Genomic DNA, 19970 nt, shown 5'->3' with positions numbered 1-19970 from the left:
CGCTGACGGCTTGCCCGCGCGGCCGGGCCGGTTCAGACGCCGATCACCCGCAGTGACGCCCACAGTGCCAGCACGGTCGGCACCAGTGCCGCCGGTACGGCGAGCAGGCCGACGCGGGTGAACTCGCCGACGGAGACCCGCTCCTGGTGCGCCTGCACCACCCGGCGCCACAGCAGCGTCGCGAGGGAACCGGCGTAGGTCAGGTTCGGCCCGATGTTCACCCCGATCAGCACGGCGAGCACCGCCCCCGCCCCGGCCGGGGCGGTGAGCGGCACCAGTACCAGCACCGCGGGCAGGTTGTTGATCAGGTTGGCGAGGACGGCGGCCAGTGCGGCGAGGCCCAGCAGGGCGAGCAGCCCCGTCCCGTCGGGCAGCACGTGGCGCAGGGCGTCGGCGAGCCCGTGGTCGACGACCGCCCGCACCACGATCCCGAGCGCCAGCACGAACGCCAGGAACCCGGGGGCCGCCTCCCGGACCACCGTCAGGGGCGTGACCCGGCGGCGTGCCAGTGCCCGGACCGCCATCACCAGCGCCCCGGCGAACGCCGCCCAGGCCGGTTCGACGCCGACCGCCGACGCCACCACGAACCCGGCGAGCGTGCAGCCCACCGTCACCAGCGCGAACAACGGCAGCCGGACCTCGGGCGCCTCCTCCGCCTCCGGCGCCGCAGCGGCCTGGAGGTCCCCGGCGGGCAGGTCGGCGGCGAAGAAGCGGCGCAGGACGACGTACTCGGCGGCGATCGCCACCAGCCACGGCAGCGCCATCAGCGCGGCGAACCGGGTGAACGTCAGTCCGCTCGCCGTGAACGCCAGCAGATTGGTCAGGTTGGAGACCGGCAGGAGCAGCGACGCCGTGTTCGACAGGTGGGCGCAGGCGTAGAGGTGCGGCCGGGCCCGTACGCCCATCCGGGTCGCGGTGGCGAGCACGACCGGGGTCAGCAGCACCACGGTGGCGTCCAGGCTCAGCACCGCCGTGACCACCGAGGCCAGCACGAACACCGAGGTCAGCAGCCGTCGGGGCCGTCCGGCCGCGTGATGCGCCATCCACGCCCCGCACCAGGTGAACAGGCCGTCCACGGCGCAGAGATGCGCCAGGACCAGCACGGCCGCGAGGAAGCCGACCACCGGGCCGAGCCGCTCCGCCTCGGAGAGCGCGTGCTGCGGCGACACCAGCCCGAGCGCGACCGCCAGCAGGGCGGCCGGGACGGCGACCAGCGCCTCCGACCGCCCGGCGGGGCGCAGCACGGCCCACCCGAGGGAGGCGGCGAGGAGGACGACGGACAGCACGGTGGCGAGCGGGGCGTTCAGGGCGGTGCTCCAGGGCGAGGGTGATGATGCCCGCCCATCGAACCAGGTGCGGGAGGGGATGCCGTGACGGGGACCGGCGTACCGGGTCGTCAGGGGACGGCCGGGGGCGGCGGCCGGGTGGATCAGGGGCCGGTGCCGGGCGCCAGCACGGTGAGCCGGACCGAGGAGGCGTTCCCGGACACCGGCACCTCGCCGCCCGTCCACGGCACCTTCAGCGCGTCCCGCTCGTTGGGCGGAGTCACCACCAGCGTGCGCGGAGTCGCCGTCTCGGCCCCGCTGACCTGCGGATTCGAGTACGTCAGCCCCGACCAGGCACTGCGCCCCGGGGCCAGCGACACGGCCTGCGCCGAACCGGGCGTCCGCACGGGGTCCGGCCCGAGCTGCTTCCCGGCGGCGTCGGTGAAGGCGGCGCCGGGATAGCCGCGCACCGTGCAGGTCCGGTCACCCGTGTTGGTCAGCACCAGCGGGAAGTTGACCTGCCCGGCCCCCGGTTCCGCGCGGCCCACCGAGGCCCGCAGTTCGGAGGTGTGGCAGCGGGCGTCGGCGGCGGGCGCGGTGGTGGCCGTCGGGGTGCCCGTCGCCTCGGAGGCGGGGGCCGGGGGCGTGAGCGTGGCCGTGGGCGCCGGGGAGGTGGGCGCCGACGCGCTCGTCGGGGGCGGCGCGGCCGACGAGGACGCGGAGCCACCGCCCCCACCGTCGCTGCCGCCGCAGGCGCCCAGCAGGCCGAACGCCGCGAGGACACCCGCCGTCACCACGGCCGGACGGGACGTACGTGTCATGTCTCCACCCTCCACACACCCGCGCGCCACGTCAGTTACGTGGCACATGCACCGAACGGGTGCCCCGGTGCTGCCGGGCCGACACCTGGACCCGCCCGCCCCGATCGGGTAGGGCGGCCGACCGGCCGGACCGGGTCCGCGCCGACGGGGGGCTCAGTCCTCGTCGAGGAGACCCAGTTCGGCCCAGATCGTCTTGCCGTCCGCCGTGTGCCGGCTGCCCCACCGCTGGGTGAGCTGGGCGACCAGCAGCAGCCCCCGCCCGCCCTCGTCGAAGGTCTTCGCCCGGCGCAGGTGCGGCGCGGTGTGGCTGGTGTCGGAGACCTCGCAGATCAGGGTGGTGGCGTCATGGATGAGCCGGAGCCGGATCGGCCGGGCGCCGTACCGGATCGCGTTGGTGACCAGCTCGCTGACGACCAGCTCCGCCGTGAACGAGGTCTCGCTCAGCCCCCAGCGGGCCAGTTGCTCCACGACCTGCTTGCGGATCGGCCCGACCAGCGCCGGATCGGCCGGGATGTCCCAGGTGGCGACCTGGGAAGCGGGCAGCCCGCAGGTCCGCGCCAGCAGCAGCGCCACGTCGTCGGCGGCGCCGCCCGGCGGGAGCAGCGCGCGCAGCACCCGGTCGCAGACCTCGTCCAGCGAGCCGTACGCCGCGCTCCCTGTCGCCGGTGCCGTCCCCGGTGACCTGGGCAGGGCCCGGTTCGGCGGGGTTGCGGCAAGGGCCTCGGCGAGCGCCCGGTGCCCGGTCTCGACGTCCCGGTCGCCGCACTCGATCAGTCCGTCGGTGTAGAACGCGAGCACCGAGCCCTCGGCCACCGCCAGTTCGGCCGACTCGAAGGGCAGCCCGCCCACCCCCAGGGCGGGACCGGCGGGCATCTCGACCCGGCGCGGTGTGCCGCCCGGCGGCACCAGGACGGGGGCCGGATGCCCGGCGCGGGCCAGGGTGCAGCGGCGCGACACCGGGTCGTACACCGCGTACAGACAGCTCGCGCCGACCTCGCCGGGGCTGCCCTCGCCGCCCGCCTCCTGGGAGAGCCGGACCACCAGGTCGTCGAGGTGGGTGAGGAGTTCGTCGGGGGCGAGGTCGATGTCGGCGAGGGTGCGCACGGCGGTACGCAGCCGCCCCATGGTCGCGGAGGCCTGGATGCCGTGCCCGACGACGTCGCCCACCACCATCGCGACCCGCATCCCGGACAGAGGGATCACGTCGAACCAGTCGCCGCCGACCCCGGCGCGGGCGGCCGGGAGATAGCGCGAGGCGGCCTCGACGGCGGCGGTCTGCGGCAGGGAGCGCGGCAGCAGGCTGCGCTGGAGCGCGAGGGCGGTCTCCCGCTCGCGGGAGTAGCGGCGGGCGTTGTCGATGCAGACGGCGGCCCGCGCCGTGACCTCCTCGGCGAGCAGCACGTCGTCGGCGGAGAACGACTCCGGCTGCCGGAAGCGGGTGAAGACGACCACGCCGAGCGTCGTGCCGCGGGCCTGGAGCGGCACCGACATCGTGGCGTGGACGCCGTGCTCCGCGATCCGCCGGAACCGGCGCTCGTCCCACGCGAGCCACTCGGCGACGCTGTCCGACTGCGCCCCGGCCACCACGGACCGCCCCGCGAGCAGCGACGCGGCCTGCGGGGAGGTCTTCGGGTACGTCTCCACCTCGCCGAGCCGGGCCACCGCCTCCGGCGCCCCCGGCGTGACCGAGTGGTGCGCGGCCCGCCGCAGGGCGACCGGCGCGGTGGGCGGACCCGCGGCCTCGGCGCCGTGGTCGGCTGCCTCCAGCAGGTCCACGGAGACGAAGTCGGCGAGGGCGGGCACGCACACCTCGGCCAGCTCCTGTGCCGTACGGGTGACGTCGAGGGTGCTGCCGATCCGGACGCTCGCCTCGTTGACCAGCTGGAGCCGCTCGCGGGCGCGGACGTGCTCGGTGAAGTCGTGGGCGGTGAAGCAGACCCCGCAGGGCCGTCCGGCGGCGTCGGTGAGCGGCGCCACGCGCAGCAGCCAGGCGTGCGCCCGGGTCTGGTCCGCCGCCCGCAGGAAGGTCTCTATCTCGCGCCGCTCGCCGGTCGCGAGGACGCGCCGCATGACGGCCTCCAGCTCCGAGCCCTGCGCGCGGCCGTCGAAGTCGGTGGGCCGCAGACCGATGATCCGGGCGGCCGGCAGGTCGACCAGGTCGGCCATGGCGTGGTTGACGCCGCGCAGCCGCAGCCGTTCGTCGAAGACCATCGAGGCGCACGGCGACTGCACCAGCGCGGCGTGGGCGAGCGCCTCGTCGCCGGGTGCGGGGGAGGTGTCCTCCAGCGGGGACGCCACGAGCCAGCTGCCCGGGGTGCCGTCCTGTGCGGGCCGGAGGTGGGCGAGGACCCAGGCGGTGACGGTACGGCCGTCGCGGTGGCGGAGCCCGACCGTGCCGTACCAGCGGCGCTCGCCGGGGTCCGGCGGACGCGGCGTCCCGGCGGTGTTGGCCGGGACGGGGGCCAGCAGTTCGGCGGCGGGGCGGCCGACCACCTCGGAGGGGGCGTGACCCAGGAGGCGGCGGGCACCCTCGCTCCACCGGGTCAGCGTGCCGTGCTCGTCGATGACCGCCCGCGCCGTCGAGGCGTCGTCGAACGGATTGTCCGAGGTCATCGTCCCCACTCCATCGCGGACACTCACAGTGATCGATTGCGTCACCTGAGTTCCACCTTAGTGCTTGTGGGGCTGGTGCGGAGGCCAACCCTGTTCACCCCGTACCGCAGGGGGCGCGTGGCCGGTCCGTGACCCGGGCGGTGGCCGGTCCGTCGGGCGGTCGGGTGCGTCCGGTGGCCGGTCGGTGGCCGGAAGCGGTGGGCGGCGGGGCCGGATCGGGCCGGTCCGGTACCGGTGGCCCTCCGGCTTGACCTGGGGATATTTACGAGTAAGTACCCGAGCGGTACCGTGAGAGGCATGCCAGCCCTCAACGTGGAATTCAGCGATCGCGAGCTGGAGGACCTGCGGCAGATCGCCAAGGAACGCGGTACGTCGATGAAGGCGCTCGTCCGGGAGGCGGCCGCCGCCGACATAGCGCGGCACCGGGCGCTCCAGGAGGGCGCCGCGGCCTTCCGTACCTTCTTCGCCTCCCACGCCGACGAGTTCGCGGCGGCCTTCCCCGACGACGAGTCGCCCGCACGGGGTGCGGGCGCGGGACGGGTCGCCTGACCGATGACCCCTGTCATCCACATCGACGTGCCCTGGCTGCTCCAGCGCCACGAAGAGGTGCTGCCGGACCAGCCCACCGTCAACGACTTCTCCGCGCTCGTCGCCGCGGTCGCCCGCCACCGGGTCGACCCGCCCCGGCTCGGCGTGGACTCCGACCCGGCCTGGCGGGCGGCGGCCCTGCTGCACACGCTCGCCCTGCTCAAACCGCTCCCCTCGGCCAACGCCCGCTTCGCCTGCGCGACCGCGGTGGCCTACATGTTCGTCAGCGGCGTCGGCATCGACCCGCCCTACGGCGCCCTCGTCGACCTGGCCCGCGACCTGATCGACGGCAAGACCGACGTGTACGGCGCGGCCGACCGGCTGCGGTCCTGGCAGATCTGAGCACACGGGCCCCGAACCCCGGACCCTGGCCCGCCTCCGCGTGTGCCGTCCCGGGGTCTCCCCGGGCCGCCGGCCGAGGGCGGGAGGAGCAGGGCCGGCGGCCGTTTCGCGCGGGAGAGCCGCCGTTCCGCGCGGGGCCCCCGAGGAAGGGCCGACGCCAGTCCACCACGGTCCTGCCGCGCGTCGGCACCGTGTGCGCCGTGCCCCCGCGGGCGCGTGGTTCACACGGGGCGCGGGGGACGGGCGCGGGCGCCCGGACGGTCTCTCGGCGCGGGTCGGGCGGCGGGGCGAAACCCCCTGTCCGGAGGGCGAATCGGGCGCCCGCTATCGACTTTCTTTCAACAGGGGCCGGGACGTCCCGCTCGCTTGTTGCGCGCGACTCGGTTGTGCGAAGGTGAGCCCCTCGTGCGGGGGGCCGGGGCCGGGTTCCCCGTGGTCGCCGGCGGAGGCGAACGCGTGCTCCCCGCCGCGCCGGACAGGTACGTACCCCCGAAGGAAGCCGCACAGTGCTCACCCCCCAGCCCCCTCGTCCCTCCTACCCGCCGCCCGGTTCCGGGCCGGGTGAGTCCGACGAGTCCCTCGCCGCCGGGACGCGCGGCGGGACGGACGACGAGGTGGCCCGGTCGACCGCGCTGCTCATCGCGCGGCACTGGCAGCCGGTGCAGGACTACGCGGTCATCTGTCTCGCCTCGGCGCCCGCCGCCGCCATGGTCTCCACCGCCGCCTTCCACCAGGTCCTGGACCGGCTGAAGCTCGGCGAGCCGGGTGCCGCGCTCCGCCCCCGCCTGCTGGTCGGCGTCCGCGACACGGTCCGGCTCTGGGCGTCCGACCCGGTGCTGTCCGCGTCCGTGCCCGACCTGGGCAAGCCCGCGGGCGCCCGCGGCATGCGGGCCGCCGCCTCCCCGATACCCGAGAACCGGGTGCTCACCGAACGCGCCTTCCAGGCACTGCCGCCCGTCGCCCGCGCCGTCCTCTGGCACGCCGAGGTCGAGGCCGACCCGATCACCGTCCCCGCCGGACTCCTCGGCATGGACCTCGACGCCGTGGCCGCCGTACGCGACGAGGCGCGCGAGAAGCTCCGCCAGGGCTGCGTCCGCGCCCACCGCGAACTCGCCCCCAGCCGGGACTGCGGCTTCTACAACCGCCTCCTGGACGTGCCCATCGGACGCGGCGGCGAACTGCTGCCCGACGTCCGCCGTCACCTCGACGCCTGCCGCTACTGCCGGGCGGCCGCGGAACAGCTCGGCCAGTTCGAACGCGACCTCGGCATGCTGCTCGCCGAGGCCGTCCTCGGCTGGGGCGCCCGCCGCTACGTCGACTCCCGGCCCGGCCGCGCCGCCCGCCCGGCCACCCGCCTCAAGGGCTCCCACCGGGGCGGCGGCCCCGGCGGCTCCCGCCGTCGCGGCGCGCGCGGCGCCGGGGCCCTCCTCGACCGCATCCCCTCCCCGCGCCGCCGCACCCCGGGCGCCCCCCGTTCCCCGCGCGCCCTGTTCACCGGGGTGGGCCTTGCGTCCGCCGGACTGATCACGGCGATGCTCGCCGCCGGGGTCTTCTCCGACGAGGGGAGCGCCGACCCGGCCACCTCCACGGCCGCCGCCGACGGCGCCGCCCCGGCGGGCTCCGGCGCGCCGGTCACCCCCACCGCGCCGTCCGACCCGGACACCGCCCAACTGCCTGTCGCCCCGCGCGAGACGCGGCTGCGCAACACCGCCGCCGACCTCTGCCTCGACGTGCGCGGCGAGGCCGTCGACGGCGCCCCCCTCGAACTGCGGGAGTGCTCGCCCGACCTCACCCAGCAGTGGTCGTACGAGCGGGACGGGCTGATGCGCAACCTGGCCGAGCCCGAACTGTGCGCGGACTCGCACGCCGACGCCGGGGTGGTCATCCTCGCCGAGTGCGCCGAGACCGGCCGGGCCCGCGCCGACGACGTCCGCTACGACCTCAGCGGGCAGGGCGAGTTCGTGCCCCGCTGGGACGACTCCCTCGCCCTCGCGGCCACCGCGCAGGAGCCCGGCGCCGACGTGGTCGTCCAGATCCGCGACCGCTCGGCCGCTCAACGCTGGGTCGCCGACCCGACCCCGGCCAGCGCGGGCTCCCTGTCGATCACGCGGACCGACGGACCGCCCCCGGCTCCCGGAGGGCCGTCCGGCCGTACCGCCTGAGCGGGCGGCAGGGGGACCTGGCCGGGGGCGCGGCCGGGGCCGGGAGCGTCAACCGGACGTCTCCACCAGGTCGTCCGGGCCGATCGACGACGGGGTGCGGTGCCCGGACAGGGCCAGCGTGAGATCGACCTCGGCGAGCAGGCAGCGGATGACGTGCTCCACGCCCGCCTGGCCGTCCAGGCCCAGCCCGTACACGTACGGCCGCCCCAGCAGGACCGCGCGGGCGCCCAGGGCGAGCGCCTTGACCACGTCGTCGCCGGTGCGCACCCCGCTGTCGAACAGCACCGTCAGCCGGTCCCCGACGGCCGCCGCGATCCCCGGCAGCGCGTCGGCGGCGGCGACCGAGCCCGCCACCTGACGGCCGCCGTGGTTGGAGACCACCACGCCGTCCATCCCCGCGTCCGCCGCGAGCCGGGCGTCGTCGGGATGCAGCACCCCCTTGAGCACGATCGGGCCCGACCAGTGCTCACGCAGGAACGCCAGGTCCGGCCAGGTCTTCGCGGGGTCGGAGAAGAGGCTCACGAACCGCATGACCGCCGCGTCCATGTCCTCGTGCACCGGCTTGGCCAGACCCGCCCGGAACGCCGGGTCGGTGAAGTAGTTGGCGGTGCCCACCCCGTGCAGGAACGGCAGGTACGCCTGGTCGAGGTCGCGGGGCCGCCACGCCAGCAGCGGGGTGTCCAGCGTGACCACCAGCACCGAGAACCCGCAGGCCGCCGCCCGCTCCAGGAAGCTGCGGGTGACTTCACGGTCCTTGGACCAGTAGAGCTGGAACCAGCGCTCCGCGTCGCCCATCGCCGCCGCCACGTCCTCCATGGGCGTGCTGGACGCCGACGACAGCACGAACGGCACACCCTGCGCGGCGGCGGCGCGGGCCGCCGCCGACTCGGCCTCCGGATGCATGATCGACAGCACGCCCACGGGCGCCAGCGCCAGCGGCGCGGGCAGCGTGCGGCCCAGCACCTCGACCGACAGGTCCCGCTCGTGCACGTCGCGCAGCATCCGGGGCACGATCCGGCGCCGGGCCAGGGCCGCCCGGTTGGCGCGGGCGGTGCCGCCGTCGCCCGCGCTGCCCGCGACGTACCCGACCGGGCCGGGGCCGAGGCGGTGCTCGGCCAGCTCCTCCAGCCGGGTCAGGTCGGTGGGCAGCCGGGGCACCGCCCCCGTCATCCCGTTCAGATAGATCTCGTACTGGAAGTCCGCCCAGTGCTTCGCCATCCGTGGTCCGTCCCGTCTCTCGCCGTCGAGGCACGCGCACGGCGACCCTACCGGCCGGTACGCCCGGTCAGCGGGCGGCGGCCGACTCCCGCAGCAGCCGGGCCAGTTCGGCGGGGCGCGAGAACATCGGCCAGTGCCCGGTGTCCATCGTCACCAGCTCCCAGCGGCCGTCCGCGACCAGCTCGGCCACCGGGGGCGGCGGCTCGTCGCCGTCCAGCAGGCACTTGACGTACGTCGCGGGCAACTCGCCCAGCGGGCGGGCGAGACGGGCGGGATCGGTGAGAGTGGCGCCGGGGTGCGGGGTGGCACCGGCCGTGATCCGCCCGATCTGCTCGTCCGTCAGCCCCTGCCCCGCGAACTCCTCGGCGGCGGGCGGTGGCCACACGCCGTCGTGCGCGGCGATCGCGGCGCGGACGGGGTCGCTGGGCCAGGCGTCAAGGAACCCCTCGCCCGCCACGGGCACGTTCGCGTCCACGAACACCACCCGGCGCAGCCGGTCGCCGATCCGCCCCGCCGCGATCCCGACCGGGACGCCGGAGTAGCTGTGCCCGACGAGGACCACGTCCCGCAGGTCCCGCCCCTCCACCGCCCCGACCACGTCCCGCACATGGGTCTCCAGACCGGCGGGTTCCGCCCGCCGCTCCGCCACACCCGACAGCGTCAGCGCGGACACCGTCTCCCCGGCGGCCTCCAGGTCGGCCGCCACCTCGTCCCACGCCCACGCGCCGAGCCAGGCGCCTGCCACCACCACGAAGTGAGTCATGCCCGCCAACGTAGCCCCCGGCACTGACACCGCCGCCGACGACGGGCGCGGAACTGGTCCCGACCAGTGGACTGTTCATCCTTTTCCGGTGCGGTGAGTGGATGAAAAGCACACCACCGGAACATGAACGGGAAGCCTCTCCCGGGTACGCCGCGGGTCCTTCGCGGACCGGAAGCGGAATGTTTCCGGACGATTAACGAACCGATGGAATCCGGTCACCAGGGCGCCTCGGCGGATCATGAAGCGCTTGCTTCCGGCGTTCCAACGTTCGAATTCTGTCACTTCACGCCACTGATTGAATACCCAAGGTTACCGAAACCTGTGGGGTCGATGTGAGTTTCGGCGGCGGACTCGGCAGACTCGCGCTCGCCGCTTCCGGCACCCGACCGGGCCGGACCGGCACCACCCGAATCGAGCGGAAGGATGCACACAATGCGGAACACCGCGCGCTGGGCAGCGACCCTCGGCCTCACGGCCGCGACCCTCTGCGGGACCCTGACCGGGTCCGCGCACGCCGCCCCGGCCGCCCCGGCCTCCCTCTACGCCCCCTCGGCCCTCGTGCTGACCACGGGCCACGGAGAGAGCGCCGCCGCCGTCAACCCGGCCCGTGCCGTCACCCTCACCTGCGCCCCGAGCGCCTCCGGCAGCCACCCGGCCGCCGCCCGCGCCTGCGCCGAACTGCGCGCCGCCGGCGGTGACTTCGAGGTCCTCGCCGGACCCGGCGGCGGGCTGTGCACCCGGGAGTACGACCCCGTGGTCGTCACCGTGGACGGCGTGTGGCAGGGCCGCCGCGTCTCCTTCGAGCGCACCTGGTCCAACGAGTGCGTGAAGAACTCCTCCGGGAGCGTCCTCTTCGCGTTCTGAGACCGGGATCGCGTGGTTCCGTGGGTGACAGGAACGGCTCGTGACGTGGGGAGTGCGAGCCGCCGACACGGACACCGCGGCGATCCCGCAACCCGGGGACCGGCAGGGCGATGTGGGGTCGCCCGCCGGTCCCCGGTATACGTGAGGGGCCCCGGCCCGCGGTCACCGCGGACCGGGGCCCCTCACGTCGCCCTTCGCGTCGTGCTCCGCTCAGGAACGGTCGCGGTGGCTGGTGTCGCACCAGGGGTAGCGGCGGCTGCGCCGACAGGTGCACAGCGCCACTTGGAAGCGGTCGGAGGTGACCGTGGAGCCGTCCTCCAGTTCCACCTCCACGGGGCCCTCGACGAGCAGCGGGCCCTTGCGGCGCATGGTGATCCGGCGGGGCCGGTCAGCGGACGAGTTCGGCACGGACCACCACCAGTTCCTCGTTCTCCTCGTCGGCGCGCAGCAGTCCGCGCGCCCGCAGCCACTCCTCGCGGGAGCGCAGCACCGGCCCGAGCGGCACCCGGCACCGCCGGGTCACCGCGGCCCTGAGCCCCACCGCCCGCAACCGGCCGACCGTGCGCCCGCCGTCGCTCAGCGAGGAGTGCACGAGCAGCAGCACCCCGCCGGGCCGCAGCAGTCCGGGGCCCTCGTGGCAGATCCGGTCCAGCACCAGCCGCCCGTCCCGCCCCGCGTCCCAGGCGCGCGCCGGACCGCGCGGAGCACGGCCGCCCGGGGCCGGGACGTACGGCGGGTTCGCCAGCACCAGGTCGAAGGACCGGCCGCGCACCGGTTCGAAGAGGTTCCCGTGCCGTACCCGCACCGCCACCCCGGCCCGCCGCGCGTTCCAGCGGGCGGCGTACACCGCGCGCCGGGACACGTCCACGGCGGTGACCCGGCAGCCCCGGCGGGCCGCCGTCAGCGCCAGCACCCCCGAGCCGGTGCACAGGTCCAGCACGTCGGCGCCGGGCGGCAGGGGTTCCTCGGACAGGGCCTCGGTCAGCAGGCCGGTGTCCTCCTGCGGGGCGTACATTCCGGGAAGCACGAGTGTGTTCACGCGCACCCGAGTACCCCGGTCGTCATGAAATACGGGTCATGTCGGAATTGAGGGGTGTGCTTCGAGGGGTGTGCGCAGGGCGGACCGTCCGGCCCGCCAGTCGGCGAGCAGCCGGGCACCGAGGCGGTCCTCCAGCAGCGTGGTGACGGCGACGCCGAACGCCACGTCCGGGGCGAGCCACGGCTCCTCCGCCAGCAGCCCGGCGACCACCTCGTGCCGCACCACCTGCTCGTGGACGGCGTCCGCCGCCACGTGCTCGTCGTAGAAGAACGCGGCGGCGGGTCCCGCGCCGACCCGGCGCATCGCCTCCGCCAGCCGCCGCGAGCCCGGCGAGGAGGTGATCTCCACGGCGGCGAAGTGCCCCACCAGCGCGCCGCGCAGAGCCCGGTGCAGACCGAGCAGCGACATCACGTTCACCGTGGCCAGCGTGTCCGCGCCCGCCGCGTCGAGGTAGCGGCCGTACGTCGTGTCGAGGCCGAGGTCGGTCATCAGGTCGGCGAACAGCCGGGCGTGGACCCGCTCGGCGCGTCCGCCGCCGTACTCGTCGAACTCCACCGCCGCCATCGCGGCCTTCGCGCGTCCCCGCAGCCGGGGCAGCACCCAGGCGTGCGGGTCGGCCTCCTTGAGGTGGTAGACGGAGCGCAGCACCGCGTACTCGCGGACCTGCCACAAGGCGCCCTCGTCCTGGAGGAAGTGGGAGACGCCGGTGCCGTCGACGGGCTCGACGAGCAGGTCCCCGAGCGCCTCCTCCACGGTGTCGCGGACCGGGGTGTCGGCGCGCAGCGCGGTGAGGAAGCGGTCCTCCAGCGCGGCCCTCATCCGCAGCAGCTCCGGGTCCCACTCCAGGTCGTCGGCTACCCCGGCGAAGCCGCGGTAGTGCAGCTCGTAGCAGAGGTGGAGCGCGAGCTGGAGGTCGTCGCCGTACGGCGCGGCGGTCGCGGCCGGGGCGGGGTCCGGCGGGGGACCGGTGCCCAGCAGATACCCCCGGACGTCCGCGGAGAGCGGGCCCCGGGCCGACGGGAGCCGTGGTTCCTGGTGTTCCATGCGCGCCGGGTACCCCTCGGGCCGGGGGCCACCCACGCGGGGCGGATCACCGGTCCCCCGTGGAGCTATCCGTCGGCGGCGTCGTCCCGTGCCGCCGGGGCGGGGGAGTGGGCGTCGCCGGTCTCGCCGCGGTGGCGCGGTCCCCGGCCGTGCTCGGCGTCGTCGGTCAGGCGCTCGGCCTCCTCTATCTCGCGCAGCACGTCCTCCAGTGCGGTCGCGGGGTGGTTGTCGTGTTCCTCGGGTTCGTCGAGGCGGGAATGGCGGTCGTGGGCTGACATGGGGGCTCCTCTCTCCGACGGTCCGGAGGCCGTGGGCTCAGGTGGGTGGGCGGCGGGGGACAGGGGTGGGCGTACGGGGGCTCAGCGGCCGTGGGCGGCCAGGAGGAGGGGGACCGGTTCAGGGGGCGCGTCCTCCTCGGCGCGGCGGGCGACCTCCGCCCACCAGGAGGGGCCGTCCTCGATCTGGCGGAGCATGATGCCCTCGCGGATCGCCCACGGGCAGAGCGTCACCCGCTTCAGCCCGATCAGTTTCATCGCGGTGTGCCCGACCACGGCCCCGGCCAGGCTCTGCGCCGCGCGCGGGGCGGAGACACCGGGCAGCGCGGAGCGCTCGGCGGCGGGCAGCGCCGCCAGCCGCTCCACCGCCCCGCCGAGGTCGCGGCGGTCGAGCGTGCGCTCGACGAACGGACCCTGCCGACCCGGAGCGGCCCCGCACAACCGGCCGAGCTGCTGGAAGGTGCGGGACGTGGCGACCGCGGTGCGCGGCCCTTCCCAGCGGACCCGCGCGGCGGCGTCCCGCAACTGGTGGCGGACCTTGCGGCGCAACTCCCGCACCCGGTCCGGCGCCGGGGCCTCCGCGCCGGGGAAGTACTCGTGGGTGAGCCTGCCCGCCCCGAGCGGCAGCGAGGCCACGAAGTCGGGCAGCCGCCCCCGGCCGAAGGCGACCTCGAACGAGCCGCCGCCGATGTCCAGCAGCGCGAGCGGCCCGCACCGCCAGCCCATCCAGCGGCGCGCGCCGAGGAACGTCAGCTCGGCCTCCACCTCACCCGGCAGTGTGCACAGCGCCACCCCGGTGCGGGAGCGGACCGTGCGCAGCACGTCCACGCGGTTGGGCGCGTTGCGGACCATGGCCGTCGCGAAGGCGGAGGGGGCGGTGGCACCCCACCGGGTCGCGGTCCGGCCGGCCGCGGCGACCGCGTCGGCCAGCCGGGCGACCGCGTCGTCCGGTATCGGCCCGCCGGGCTCGACCCGCTGGGACAGCCGTATCCGCCACTTCGCGGTGTGCACCGGCAGCGGTACGCCGTCCCGCGCGTCCGCCACCACGAGCCGGACGGCGTTGGAGCCCACGTCGAGCACGCTGAGTCTCATGGCCGGGCGGGTACCCGCGACGGCCGCCGACACGCGCCCGCGCGCCACCGCCGACCGGGAAGCGACCCGGAAACGGCGAGGAACGACGGGGCGCACCGCAGCCCCTCGGGGGAGGGGCGGCAGAGATGAGGGGCCGCCGTCCCCGCTCAGGACGGCGGCCCCTCGGCCAGGTGGCAGGTGGGTCACATGGGCGTACGCGTCACATGTGGACGACCGGCGCCGCGTCGGGGTCCTGCTCCGGGACCCCGCGGCGGTGGAGCACCAGGGCGATGACCGCGCCCGCCGCGAAGAACCCGGCCGACCACCAGAACGCGGTGGTGTAGCTCTCGATCGTGGCCTGCGCCTGCACCAGCTTGTCCCGGGGGTCACGGCCGACGAGGTAGTCGGTGGCCGCGCTCGCCGCGAGGGTGTTCAGCAGCGCCGTACCGATCGAACCGCCCACCTGCTGCATCGCGTTGACGGTGGCGGAGGCGACGCCCGCGTCCTCGGCGGCGACCCCGCCGGTGGCCAGCTGCATCGCGGGCGGCATGACCAGGCCGAGACCGAAGCCGATCACGATCAGCTGGGGCAGGACCGAGGTGGCGAAGTCCGAGCCGACACCGATGTCGGTGAGCCAGGCCATACCGGCCGCCGCGATGGCGAAACCGGACGGGATGACGACCTTCGGGCCGATCCGGGGCAGCAGGCCCGTGGTGCCGACCTGCGCCGCCACCATGAGCGCGCCGACCATCGGCAGGAACGCCACACCCGTCTTGGTCGGGCTGAAGCCCAGGTTCAGCTGGAGGTAGTAGGTGAGGAAGAGGAACACGCCGAACATGCCCGCGCCGGAGATGAGCACCGCGATGAACGAGGCGCCGCGGTCGCGGTCGAGCAGGATGCGCAGCGGCAGCAGCGGGTGCGCGGTGCGCGTCTGCCACCAGGTGAAGGCCACCAGCAGCAGGCCACCGGCGGTCAGGAAGCCCCAGGTCAGCGGGGAGCCCCAGTCGTGGGACTCGGCGTTGGAGAAGCCGTAGACCACACCGAACAGACCGGCGGCGACCAGGACGGTGCCGGGCACGTCCAGCTTGGCGTTCGCCGCGTCCCGGTGGTTGGTCAGCAGGAACCAGCCGCCCGCGAAGGCGACGACCGCGATCGGCACGTTCACGAAGAGCGTCCAGCGCCAGTCGAGGGCGTCCGTCAGGAAGCCGCCGAGCAGCAGACCCACCGCGCCGCCGGCCCCGGCGATGGCGCCGTACACGCTGAACGCGCGGGCCCGCTCGCGGGCGTCGGTGAAGGTGGTGTTGAGCAGGGAGAGCGCGGCCGGGGCGAGCAGCGCGCCGAACACGCCCTGGAGCGAGCGGGCCGTGACCAGCATGCCGAAGCTGCTCGCCGCGCCGCCGAGCGCGGAGGCCAGGGCGAAGCCGACGATCCCGACGAGGAAGGCGGGCTTGCGGCCGAAGAGGTCGGCGATCCGGCCGCCGAGCAGCAGCAGCGAGGCGAACGACAGCGCGTACGCCGTGACGATCCACTGCCGGTTGCCGTCGGAGAAGCCGAGGTCGGCCTGGGCCGAGGGCAGGGCGATGTTCACGATGGTGGCGTCCAGGACCACCATCAGCTGGGCCAGCGCGACGACGGCGAGAATCCACCACCGCTTGGCGGAGGCGGCCGCCGGCGCCTTGTCGGCACCCGCGCGGGTGCCGTCCGTCAGGGTCTTCTGTGACATGGGGAAGCGCTCCAGGTTGAGTCGTGCGGACGCGGAGGCAAAGAGCGTGTAAACGAAACCGTTTCGTACACGTCGAGGCTAGAACACTTTCTGCGAAACGGCAAAGTTTCGATCCGGGGCTCCGGTGGCGTGTCCGCCGAGGCCGGGACCGGCCCCGGACCGTCGAGATCGAGCCACGGTCGGTTCGTCCGCGCACGCTCACCCTCGGCCACGCTCCGCCCTCCCCTCCGACCGGTTCGTTCCGTCCTGCCGGGTGACCCCGGCCGCCTCGCCTCTGGGGGCGGCCGGAAGGCGCCGTTCGTCCCGGTCTCCCTGCCGCGCACGGTCATGGCCGATTCACGGCTTCGCAAAGGAAGTTGGCGAAGCCCGTTGAACGCACCCCGTCCCCGCCCCGTACTCCTGCGCAACCAGGCGCCGCTCCACGGGGTCGCCGAACGCCGGCAGCCGGACCCCGTTCCCCAGGAGGTCGAGTTTTTTGAGTCACAAGCGAATTCCGAAGCGCAAGGCCGCGATCGCGGTCGGCGGTGTCGCGGCGCTCGGAGCGGCGGCGCTCCTGCTCCCCAACGCCAACGCCTCCCAGGACGGCGCCGACGCCGCCGGCGCGGCCACGCCGAAGACGCTCAAGGCGTCGGACGCCTCGGACCTCGCCTCGCAGCTCCAGGGCCTGCTCGGTGAGTCCTTCGCCGGTTCCTACTACGACACGGGCCGCAAGCAGCTCGTCGTGAACGTCGTGAACGGCGACAACAACAACGTGATCGTGCAGGTGAAGCGGGCCGGTGCCCTCGTCCGCGAGGTCGAGAACAGTCCCGCCGAACTCAAGGCCGCCGCGCGGACGTTGAAGACGCGGGCCACCATCCCGGGCACCGCCTGGGCGGTCGACCCGCGGACCAACAAGATCCTCGTCACCGCCGACGCCACCGTCACCGGCGACAGGTGGGACCAGCTGGAGTCCACCGTGCAGCGGCTCGGCTCGGGCACCGCCACCATCCGGAAGTCGACCGGGACCTTCAAGACCTTCGCCTCCGGCGGCGACGCCATCTTCGGCGGCGGGGCGCGCTGCTCCCTCGGCTTCAACGTCACCGCGGGCGACGGCTCCCCGGCCTTCCTGACGGCCGGTCACTGCGGCGTCGCCGCCGAGGCGTGGTCGGACGCCCAGAACGGCGAGCCGATCGCCACCGTCGACCAGGCGGTCTTCCCCGGCGAGGGCGACTTCGCGCTCGTGAAGTACGACGACCCGGCCACGGTCGCCCCGAGCGAGGTCAACCTCGGCGAGCAGACCGTCCAGATCAGCCAGGCCGCCGAGGCCACCGTCGGCACCCAGGTCTTCCGGATGGGCAGCACCACCGGCCTCTCCGACGGCCAGGTCCTCGGCCTCGACGCGACCGTGAACTATCCCGAGGGCACCGTCACCGGCCTCATCCAGACCGACGTCTGCGCCGAGCCCGGCGACAGCGGCGGCTCCCTGTTCACCCAGGACGGCCTGGCCATCGGCCTCACCTCCGGCGGCAGCGGCGACTGCACGGTCGGCGGCGAGACCTTCTTCCAGCCGGTGACCACCGCCCTGGCGGCCGTCGGCGCGACCCTCGGCGACGCGGGCGCGGGTGCCGGTGCCGGTGCGGGCGACGAGGCCGGGGCCGGTGACGACGCCGGCGCGGGCGCGGGCGACGACGCGGGCGCCGGGGACGACGCGGCCGCGGGCGGCGCGGGTGCCGGTGACGCCGCCGACCAGGACGCGGGCGCCGGACAGAACAACGGCCACCAGAACAACAACCAGAACAACCAGAACGGCAACGACCAGAACGGCAACAGCGGCGCCGCCCACGGCGACGACTCGGGCCTGACCGACACGCACTGATCCCGGTGCCGGACGCGGGGTGACACCTGTCACCTCCGCGGTGACCCGGCGGTCCGGCCTTCGGGAAGGAGGGCGGGGCCGCCGGGTCACGCGTGTGCCCGGATCAGCAGCAGCGCCACGTCGTCGATGCGTTCCTCCGCCGCCGCGACATGCCCCACCAGGTCGTCGGCCAGCCGCTCCGGCGGCAGGTCCCCGGCCGCCGCGAGCCGCCGCCCCAGCTCGGTCACCGACTCCTCGATGTCCACTCCGGGCGTCTCGATCAGCCCGTCGGTGTAGAGGGCGAGGACGCAGCCGGGGGTCAGCTCCACCTCCGTCGTCGTGTAGGCGGCCCGTCCGTCGATGCCGAGCAGCGGCCCGCCCGCCAGGTCGAGCACCCGGACCTGCCCGTCCGGCCGCCGCAGCAGGGGCGGCGGATGCCCGGCCCGCGCCATCACCGCGCGCCCGCGCGCCGGGTCCAGCCGCAGGTAGAGGCAGCTGGCGAACAGCTCCGAACCGAGGTCGATCAGCAGCCGGTTGGTGCTGCGCATCACCTCGGCCGGTTCCTGCCCGACGGTCGTGTACGCCCGTACGGCCGTACGGATCTGGCCCATCAGCCCGGCCGCGGTCACGTTGTGCCCCTGGACGTCCCCGATGACCGCCGCGGGCAGCGGGCGGGCGGCGATCAGGTCGTAGAAGTCGCCGCCGATCTCCATGCCGCGGGTGGCGGGCAGATAGCGGGCGGTCGCCTCGATGCCCGGCAGCGAGGGCAGTGAGTGGGGGAGCAGCGCCGCCTGGAGTCCGTGCGCGAGCCGGTGCTTGGCGTCGTAGAGCAGCGCCCGGTCCAGGGCCTGCGCGATCAGCCCGGCCAGGCTGGTCAGCACCGCGCGCTCGTGGGTGGCGAAGGTGCGCGGCTCGGCGTACGCCAGCACACAGGCGCCGACCGGGCGGCCGGAGGCGATCAGCGGCAGGAACGCCCAGGCCGCGTGGCCGTCGGGGGTGGAGTGCCGGGCGGGGTAGAGGTGTTCGAGCTGCTGCCGGGAGTCGAAGAAGGCGGGGACGCCGTGGGTGAGGGTGTGCGCGCCGGGGATCGGCGCGGTGAGCGGCATGCCGTCGAAGCGTTCCACGACGTGCGGGTCGGCGTACCCGTGGTGGCCCAGCACCCGCAGCCGTCCCGCGTGCGCGCCGAGCAGGGCCAGCGCCCTGCTGCCGACGGCGGGGGCGATCTCCTCGGCCACCAGCCGCACCACGTCCCGCACGCTGACCGTCTCGGTGAGCGCCCCGGCCAGGCTGAGCGCCTGCGACATCGACACCAGCCGGTTCGGGGCCTCCCCGGTCTCGTCGGCGGCGGACCGGGTGGTGGACACCGAGCGGGCGCGGGTGACGCGCACGCTGATCCCGGACGTGCTCGGGTACAGCCGGAACGACAGCCAGTCGGCGGGCGGGCGCAGCGCCACGAACGAGGTGACGGCCTGGCTGATCAGCGCCGCGCGGTACCGCTCCTCGTACAGCGGGTCGTTGAGCCAGGGCACCGAGGCCCACAGCTGACCGCCGAGCAGGTCGCCCACCGGCACCCCGAGCAGCTCGGCCGCCGCCGCGTTCGCGAAGCCGACGCGCCCCTCGGGGTCCAGCGAGCACAGTCCGTACGGCAGCCGCGCCACCATCCGGGCCGCCTCCACCGTGCCCAGCGTGTCGGCGCCCGCCCGGTAGGAGCGGGTGTCCAGCGGGTCCGCCTCCGCGCGCACCGGGCGGTTCTCGGCGGCGGCCCGCTCCAGGCTCAGCGCCAGCCGTTCGCAGTCCGCCTCCAGATGCCGCCGCTCCCACGCGGACAGGTCCGGCGGGTGCGAGCCGGGCCAGGTCACGAAGACCGCGCCGTACACCCGCGTCCCGGTCGCCACCGGCAGCGCGGCCAGCGCGAACGGGTACGGCAGGACGACGGCGATCCGCGGGTAGTGGCGGGCCATCTCCTCCTCGCCGCCCACCCAGACCAGCCGCCGTTCCCGGGCGGCCCGCGCGACCGGGATCGGCGCGGTGAGGCCCACCCGTTCCCAGGGCGCGGCGAACGAGCGGGGCAGGCCCGCCATCACGGCCATCTCCAGCACCGGTTCGTCGTCCCGCCGCAGGTAGACCGCGCCGGAGTGGGCGCCCACGGCGTCCATCATCCCGGTGAGGGCCATGGACAGCAGGGGCCGCCCGACCGGCTCTCCCGCGACCGCCGACGGCTGACCGGACCTCCGCCCGTCGGACACGGCGACCACCTCCTCGCCCGGCCGCGCGGCCCATTGACCTTCAAATCTCCCCCCTGGGCGGCCGGGCCGCACGGCGAGGGGCGCGGAGGGGCGGCGCGCGTC

17 protein-coding genes are annotated in these 19970 nt (G+C 75.2%); 5 read left to right on the top strand and 12 right to left on the bottom strand.

What is annotated here, in order from left to right; translation table 11 throughout:
• Nucleotides 1-32 precede the first annotated feature (32 nt).
• The 3 genes from ACIQPQ_RS35255 to ACIQPQ_RS35245 all read right to left on the bottom strand — a co-directional run bounded on the left by ACIQPQ_RS35255 (nucleotide 33) and on the right by ACIQPQ_RS35245 (nucleotide 4699).
• Complete coding sequence (locus ACIQPQ_RS35255; protein ID WP_401312426.1) at nucleotides 33-1286, bottom strand: SLC13 family permease; 1254 nt, start codon at nucleotides 1284-1286, stop codon at nucleotides 33-35.
• Between the two features lie 143 nt (nucleotides 1287-1429).
• Nucleotides 1430-2086 carry a DUF4232 domain-containing protein gene (locus ACIQPQ_RS35250; RefSeq protein ID WP_401312424.1) on the bottom strand — a complete coding sequence of 219 codons (657 nt, stop codon included), beginning with the start codon at nucleotides 2084-2086 and terminating at the stop codon, nucleotides 1430-1432.
• A 153-nt stretch (nucleotides 2087-2239) separates the two neighbouring features.
• Complete coding sequence (locus ACIQPQ_RS35245; protein ID WP_401312422.1) at nucleotides 2240-4699, bottom strand: SpoIIE family protein phosphatase; 2460 nt, start codon at nucleotides 4697-4699, stop codon at nucleotides 2240-2242.
• A 297-nt stretch (nucleotides 4700-4996) separates the two neighbouring features.
• On the opposite strand from ACIQPQ_RS35245, the gene ACIQPQ_RS35240 reads away from it, so the two are divergent.
• The 3 genes from ACIQPQ_RS35240 to ACIQPQ_RS35230 all read left to right on the top strand — a co-directional run bounded on the left by ACIQPQ_RS35240 (nucleotide 4997) and on the right by ACIQPQ_RS35230 (nucleotide 7791).
• A complete protein-coding gene (locus tag ACIQPQ_RS35240; protein ID WP_383778776.1) occupies nucleotides 4997-5248 on the top strand; it encodes a hypothetical protein in 252 nt (83 codons plus the stop codon).
• 3 nt (nucleotides 5249-5251) lie between these two features.
• Nucleotides 5252-5629 (top strand): hypothetical protein, encoded by a 378-nt coding sequence (locus tag ACIQPQ_RS35235; RefSeq protein ID WP_055631619.1) that lies wholly within the window; start codon nucleotides 5252-5254, stop codon nucleotides 5627-5629.
• A 506-nt stretch (nucleotides 5630-6135) separates the two neighbouring features.
• On the top strand, nucleotides 6136-7791 hold the full coding sequence (locus ACIQPQ_RS35230; protein ID WP_401312417.1) for an RICIN domain-containing protein: 1656 nt from the start codon (nucleotides 6136-6138) through the stop codon (nucleotides 7789-7791).
• A gap of 48 nt (nucleotides 7792-7839) precedes the next feature.
• On the opposite strand, the gene ACIQPQ_RS35225 is transcribed toward ACIQPQ_RS35230, so the two are convergent.
• A complete protein-coding gene (locus ACIQPQ_RS35225) occupies nucleotides 7840-9009 on the bottom strand; it encodes a lactate 2-monooxygenase (RefSeq protein ID WP_401312414.1) in 1170 nt (389 codons plus the stop codon).
• A 67-nt stretch (nucleotides 9010-9076) separates the two neighbouring features.
• Nucleotides 9077-9772, bottom strand: coding sequence for an alpha/beta fold hydrolase (locus ACIQPQ_RS35220; RefSeq protein ID WP_401312411.1), 696 nt, complete (start codon nucleotides 9770-9772; stop codon nucleotides 9077-9079).
• Nucleotides 9773-10204: 432 nt separating this feature from the next.
• Here ACIQPQ_RS35220 and ACIQPQ_RS35215 point away from each other — a divergent pair, with 432 nt between their 5' ends.
• Entirely contained in the window at nucleotides 10205-10636 is a 432-nt protein-coding gene (locus tag ACIQPQ_RS35215) for a subtilase-type protease inhibitor (RefSeq protein ID WP_383778785.1), read from the top strand.
• Between the two features lie 210 nt (nucleotides 10637-10846).
• On the opposite strand, the gene ACIQPQ_RS35210 is transcribed toward ACIQPQ_RS35215, so the two are convergent.
• From ACIQPQ_RS35210 to ACIQPQ_RS35185, 6 genes are all read right to left on the bottom strand, one after another.
• On the bottom strand, nucleotides 10847-11044 hold the full coding sequence (locus ACIQPQ_RS35210) for a CDGSH iron-sulfur domain-containing protein (RefSeq protein ID WP_401312408.1): 198 nt from the start codon (nucleotides 11042-11044) through the stop codon (nucleotides 10847-10849).
• Nucleotides 11025-11651 (bottom strand): HemK2/MTQ2 family protein methyltransferase, encoded by a 627-nt coding sequence (locus ACIQPQ_RS35205; protein WP_401312534.1) that lies wholly within the window; start codon nucleotides 11649-11651, stop codon nucleotides 11025-11027. Before ACIQPQ_RS35205 ends, ACIQPQ_RS35210 begins: the two co-directional genes overlap by 20 nt.
• 60 nt (nucleotides 11652-11711) lie before the next feature.
• Entirely contained in the window at nucleotides 11712-12719 is a 1008-nt protein-coding gene (locus ACIQPQ_RS35200; RefSeq protein ID WP_401312406.1) for an iron-containing redox enzyme family protein, read from the bottom strand.
• A 65-nt stretch (nucleotides 12720-12784) separates the two neighbouring features.
• Nucleotides 12785-12997 carry a hypothetical protein gene (locus tag ACIQPQ_RS35195; RefSeq protein WP_401312403.1) on the bottom strand — a complete coding sequence of 71 codons (213 nt, stop codon included), beginning with the start codon at nucleotides 12995-12997 and terminating at the stop codon, nucleotides 12785-12787.
• 81 nt (nucleotides 12998-13078) lie between these two features.
• Entirely contained in the window at nucleotides 13079-14086 is a 1008-nt protein-coding gene (locus ACIQPQ_RS35190; RefSeq protein WP_401312401.1) for a Ppx/GppA family phosphatase, read from the bottom strand.
• A gap of 199 nt (nucleotides 14087-14285) precedes the next feature.
• The gene (locus ACIQPQ_RS35185; RefSeq protein ID WP_401312399.1) at nucleotides 14286-15788 is read right to left on the bottom strand and encodes an MFS transporter; all 1503 of its coding nucleotides are present in this window, start codon (nucleotides 15786-15788) and stop codon (nucleotides 14286-14288) included.
• A gap of 475 nt (nucleotides 15789-16263) precedes the next feature.
• Between ACIQPQ_RS35185 and ACIQPQ_RS35180 the strand changes: the two genes are divergently transcribed.
• Nucleotides 16264-17643, top strand: a complete 1380-nt coding sequence (locus ACIQPQ_RS35180) for a S1 family peptidase (RefSeq protein ID WP_401312396.1) — start codon at nucleotides 16264-16266, stop codon at nucleotides 17641-17643.
• Nucleotides 17644-17729: 86 nt separating this feature from the next.
• On the opposite strand, the gene ACIQPQ_RS35175 is transcribed toward ACIQPQ_RS35180, so the two are convergent.
• On the bottom strand, nucleotides 17730-19877 hold the full coding sequence (locus ACIQPQ_RS35175) for a SpoIIE family protein phosphatase (RefSeq protein ID WP_401312394.1): 2148 nt from the start codon (nucleotides 19875-19877) through the stop codon (nucleotides 17730-17732).
• Between the last annotated feature and the right edge of the window lie 93 nt (nucleotides 19878-19970).

The organism is Streptomyces sp. NPDC091281 (assembly GCF_044757425.1).
Taxonomy (GTDB): domain Bacteria; phylum Actinomycetota; class Actinomycetes; order Streptomycetales; family Streptomycetaceae; genus Streptomyces.
The sequence above is the reverse complement of the archived record's forward strand: the minus strand, read 5'-3'. Positions and strand labels throughout refer to the sequence as shown.

Excerpts from the sequence above, each read along its gene's own strand:
- ACIQPQ_RS35190 (WP_401312401.1), bottom strand. The coding sequence starts at position 14,086 with ATGAGACTCAGCGTGCTCGACGTGGGCTCCAACGCCGTCCGGCTCGTG.
- ACIQPQ_RS35240 (WP_383778776.1), top strand. The coding sequence starts at position 4,997 with ATGCCAGCCCTCAACGTGGAATTCAGCGATCGCGAGCTGGAGGACCTG.
- ACIQPQ_RS35205 (WP_401312534.1), bottom strand. The coding sequence starts at position 11,651 with ATGTACGCCCCGCAGGAGGACACCGGCCTGCTGACCGAGGCCCTGTCC.
- ACIQPQ_RS35245 (WP_401312422.1), bottom strand. The coding sequence starts at position 4,699 with ATGACCTCGGACAATCCGTTCGACGACGCCTCGACGGCGCGGGCGGTC.
- ACIQPQ_RS35200 (WP_401312406.1), bottom strand. The coding sequence starts at position 12,719 with ATGGAACACCAGGAACCACGGCTCCCGTCGGCCCGGGGCCCGCTCTCC.
- ACIQPQ_RS35195 (WP_401312403.1), bottom strand. The coding sequence starts at position 12,997 with ATGTCAGCCCACGACCGCCATTCCCGCCTCGACGAACCCGAGGAACAC.
- ACIQPQ_RS35215 (WP_383778785.1), top strand. The coding sequence starts at position 10,205 with ATGCGGAACACCGCGCGCTGGGCAGCGACCCTCGGCCTCACGGCCGCG.
- ACIQPQ_RS35185 (WP_401312399.1), bottom strand. The coding sequence starts at position 15,788 with ATGTCACAGAAGACCCTGACGGACGGCACCCGCGCGGGTGCCGACAAG.
- ACIQPQ_RS35225 (WP_401312414.1), bottom strand. The coding sequence starts at position 9,009 with ATGGCGAAGCACTGGGCGGACTTCCAGTACGAGATCTATCTGAACGGG.
- ACIQPQ_RS35220 (WP_401312411.1), bottom strand. The coding sequence starts at position 9,772 with ATGACTCACTTCGTGGTGGTGGCAGGCGCCTGGCTCGGCGCGTGGGCG.
- ACIQPQ_RS35235 (WP_055631619.1), top strand. The coding sequence starts at position 5,252 with ATGACCCCTGTCATCCACATCGACGTGCCCTGGCTGCTCCAGCGCCAC.
- ACIQPQ_RS35250 (WP_401312424.1), bottom strand. The coding sequence starts at position 2,086 with ATGACACGTACGTCCCGTCCGGCCGTGGTGACGGCGGGTGTCCTCGCG.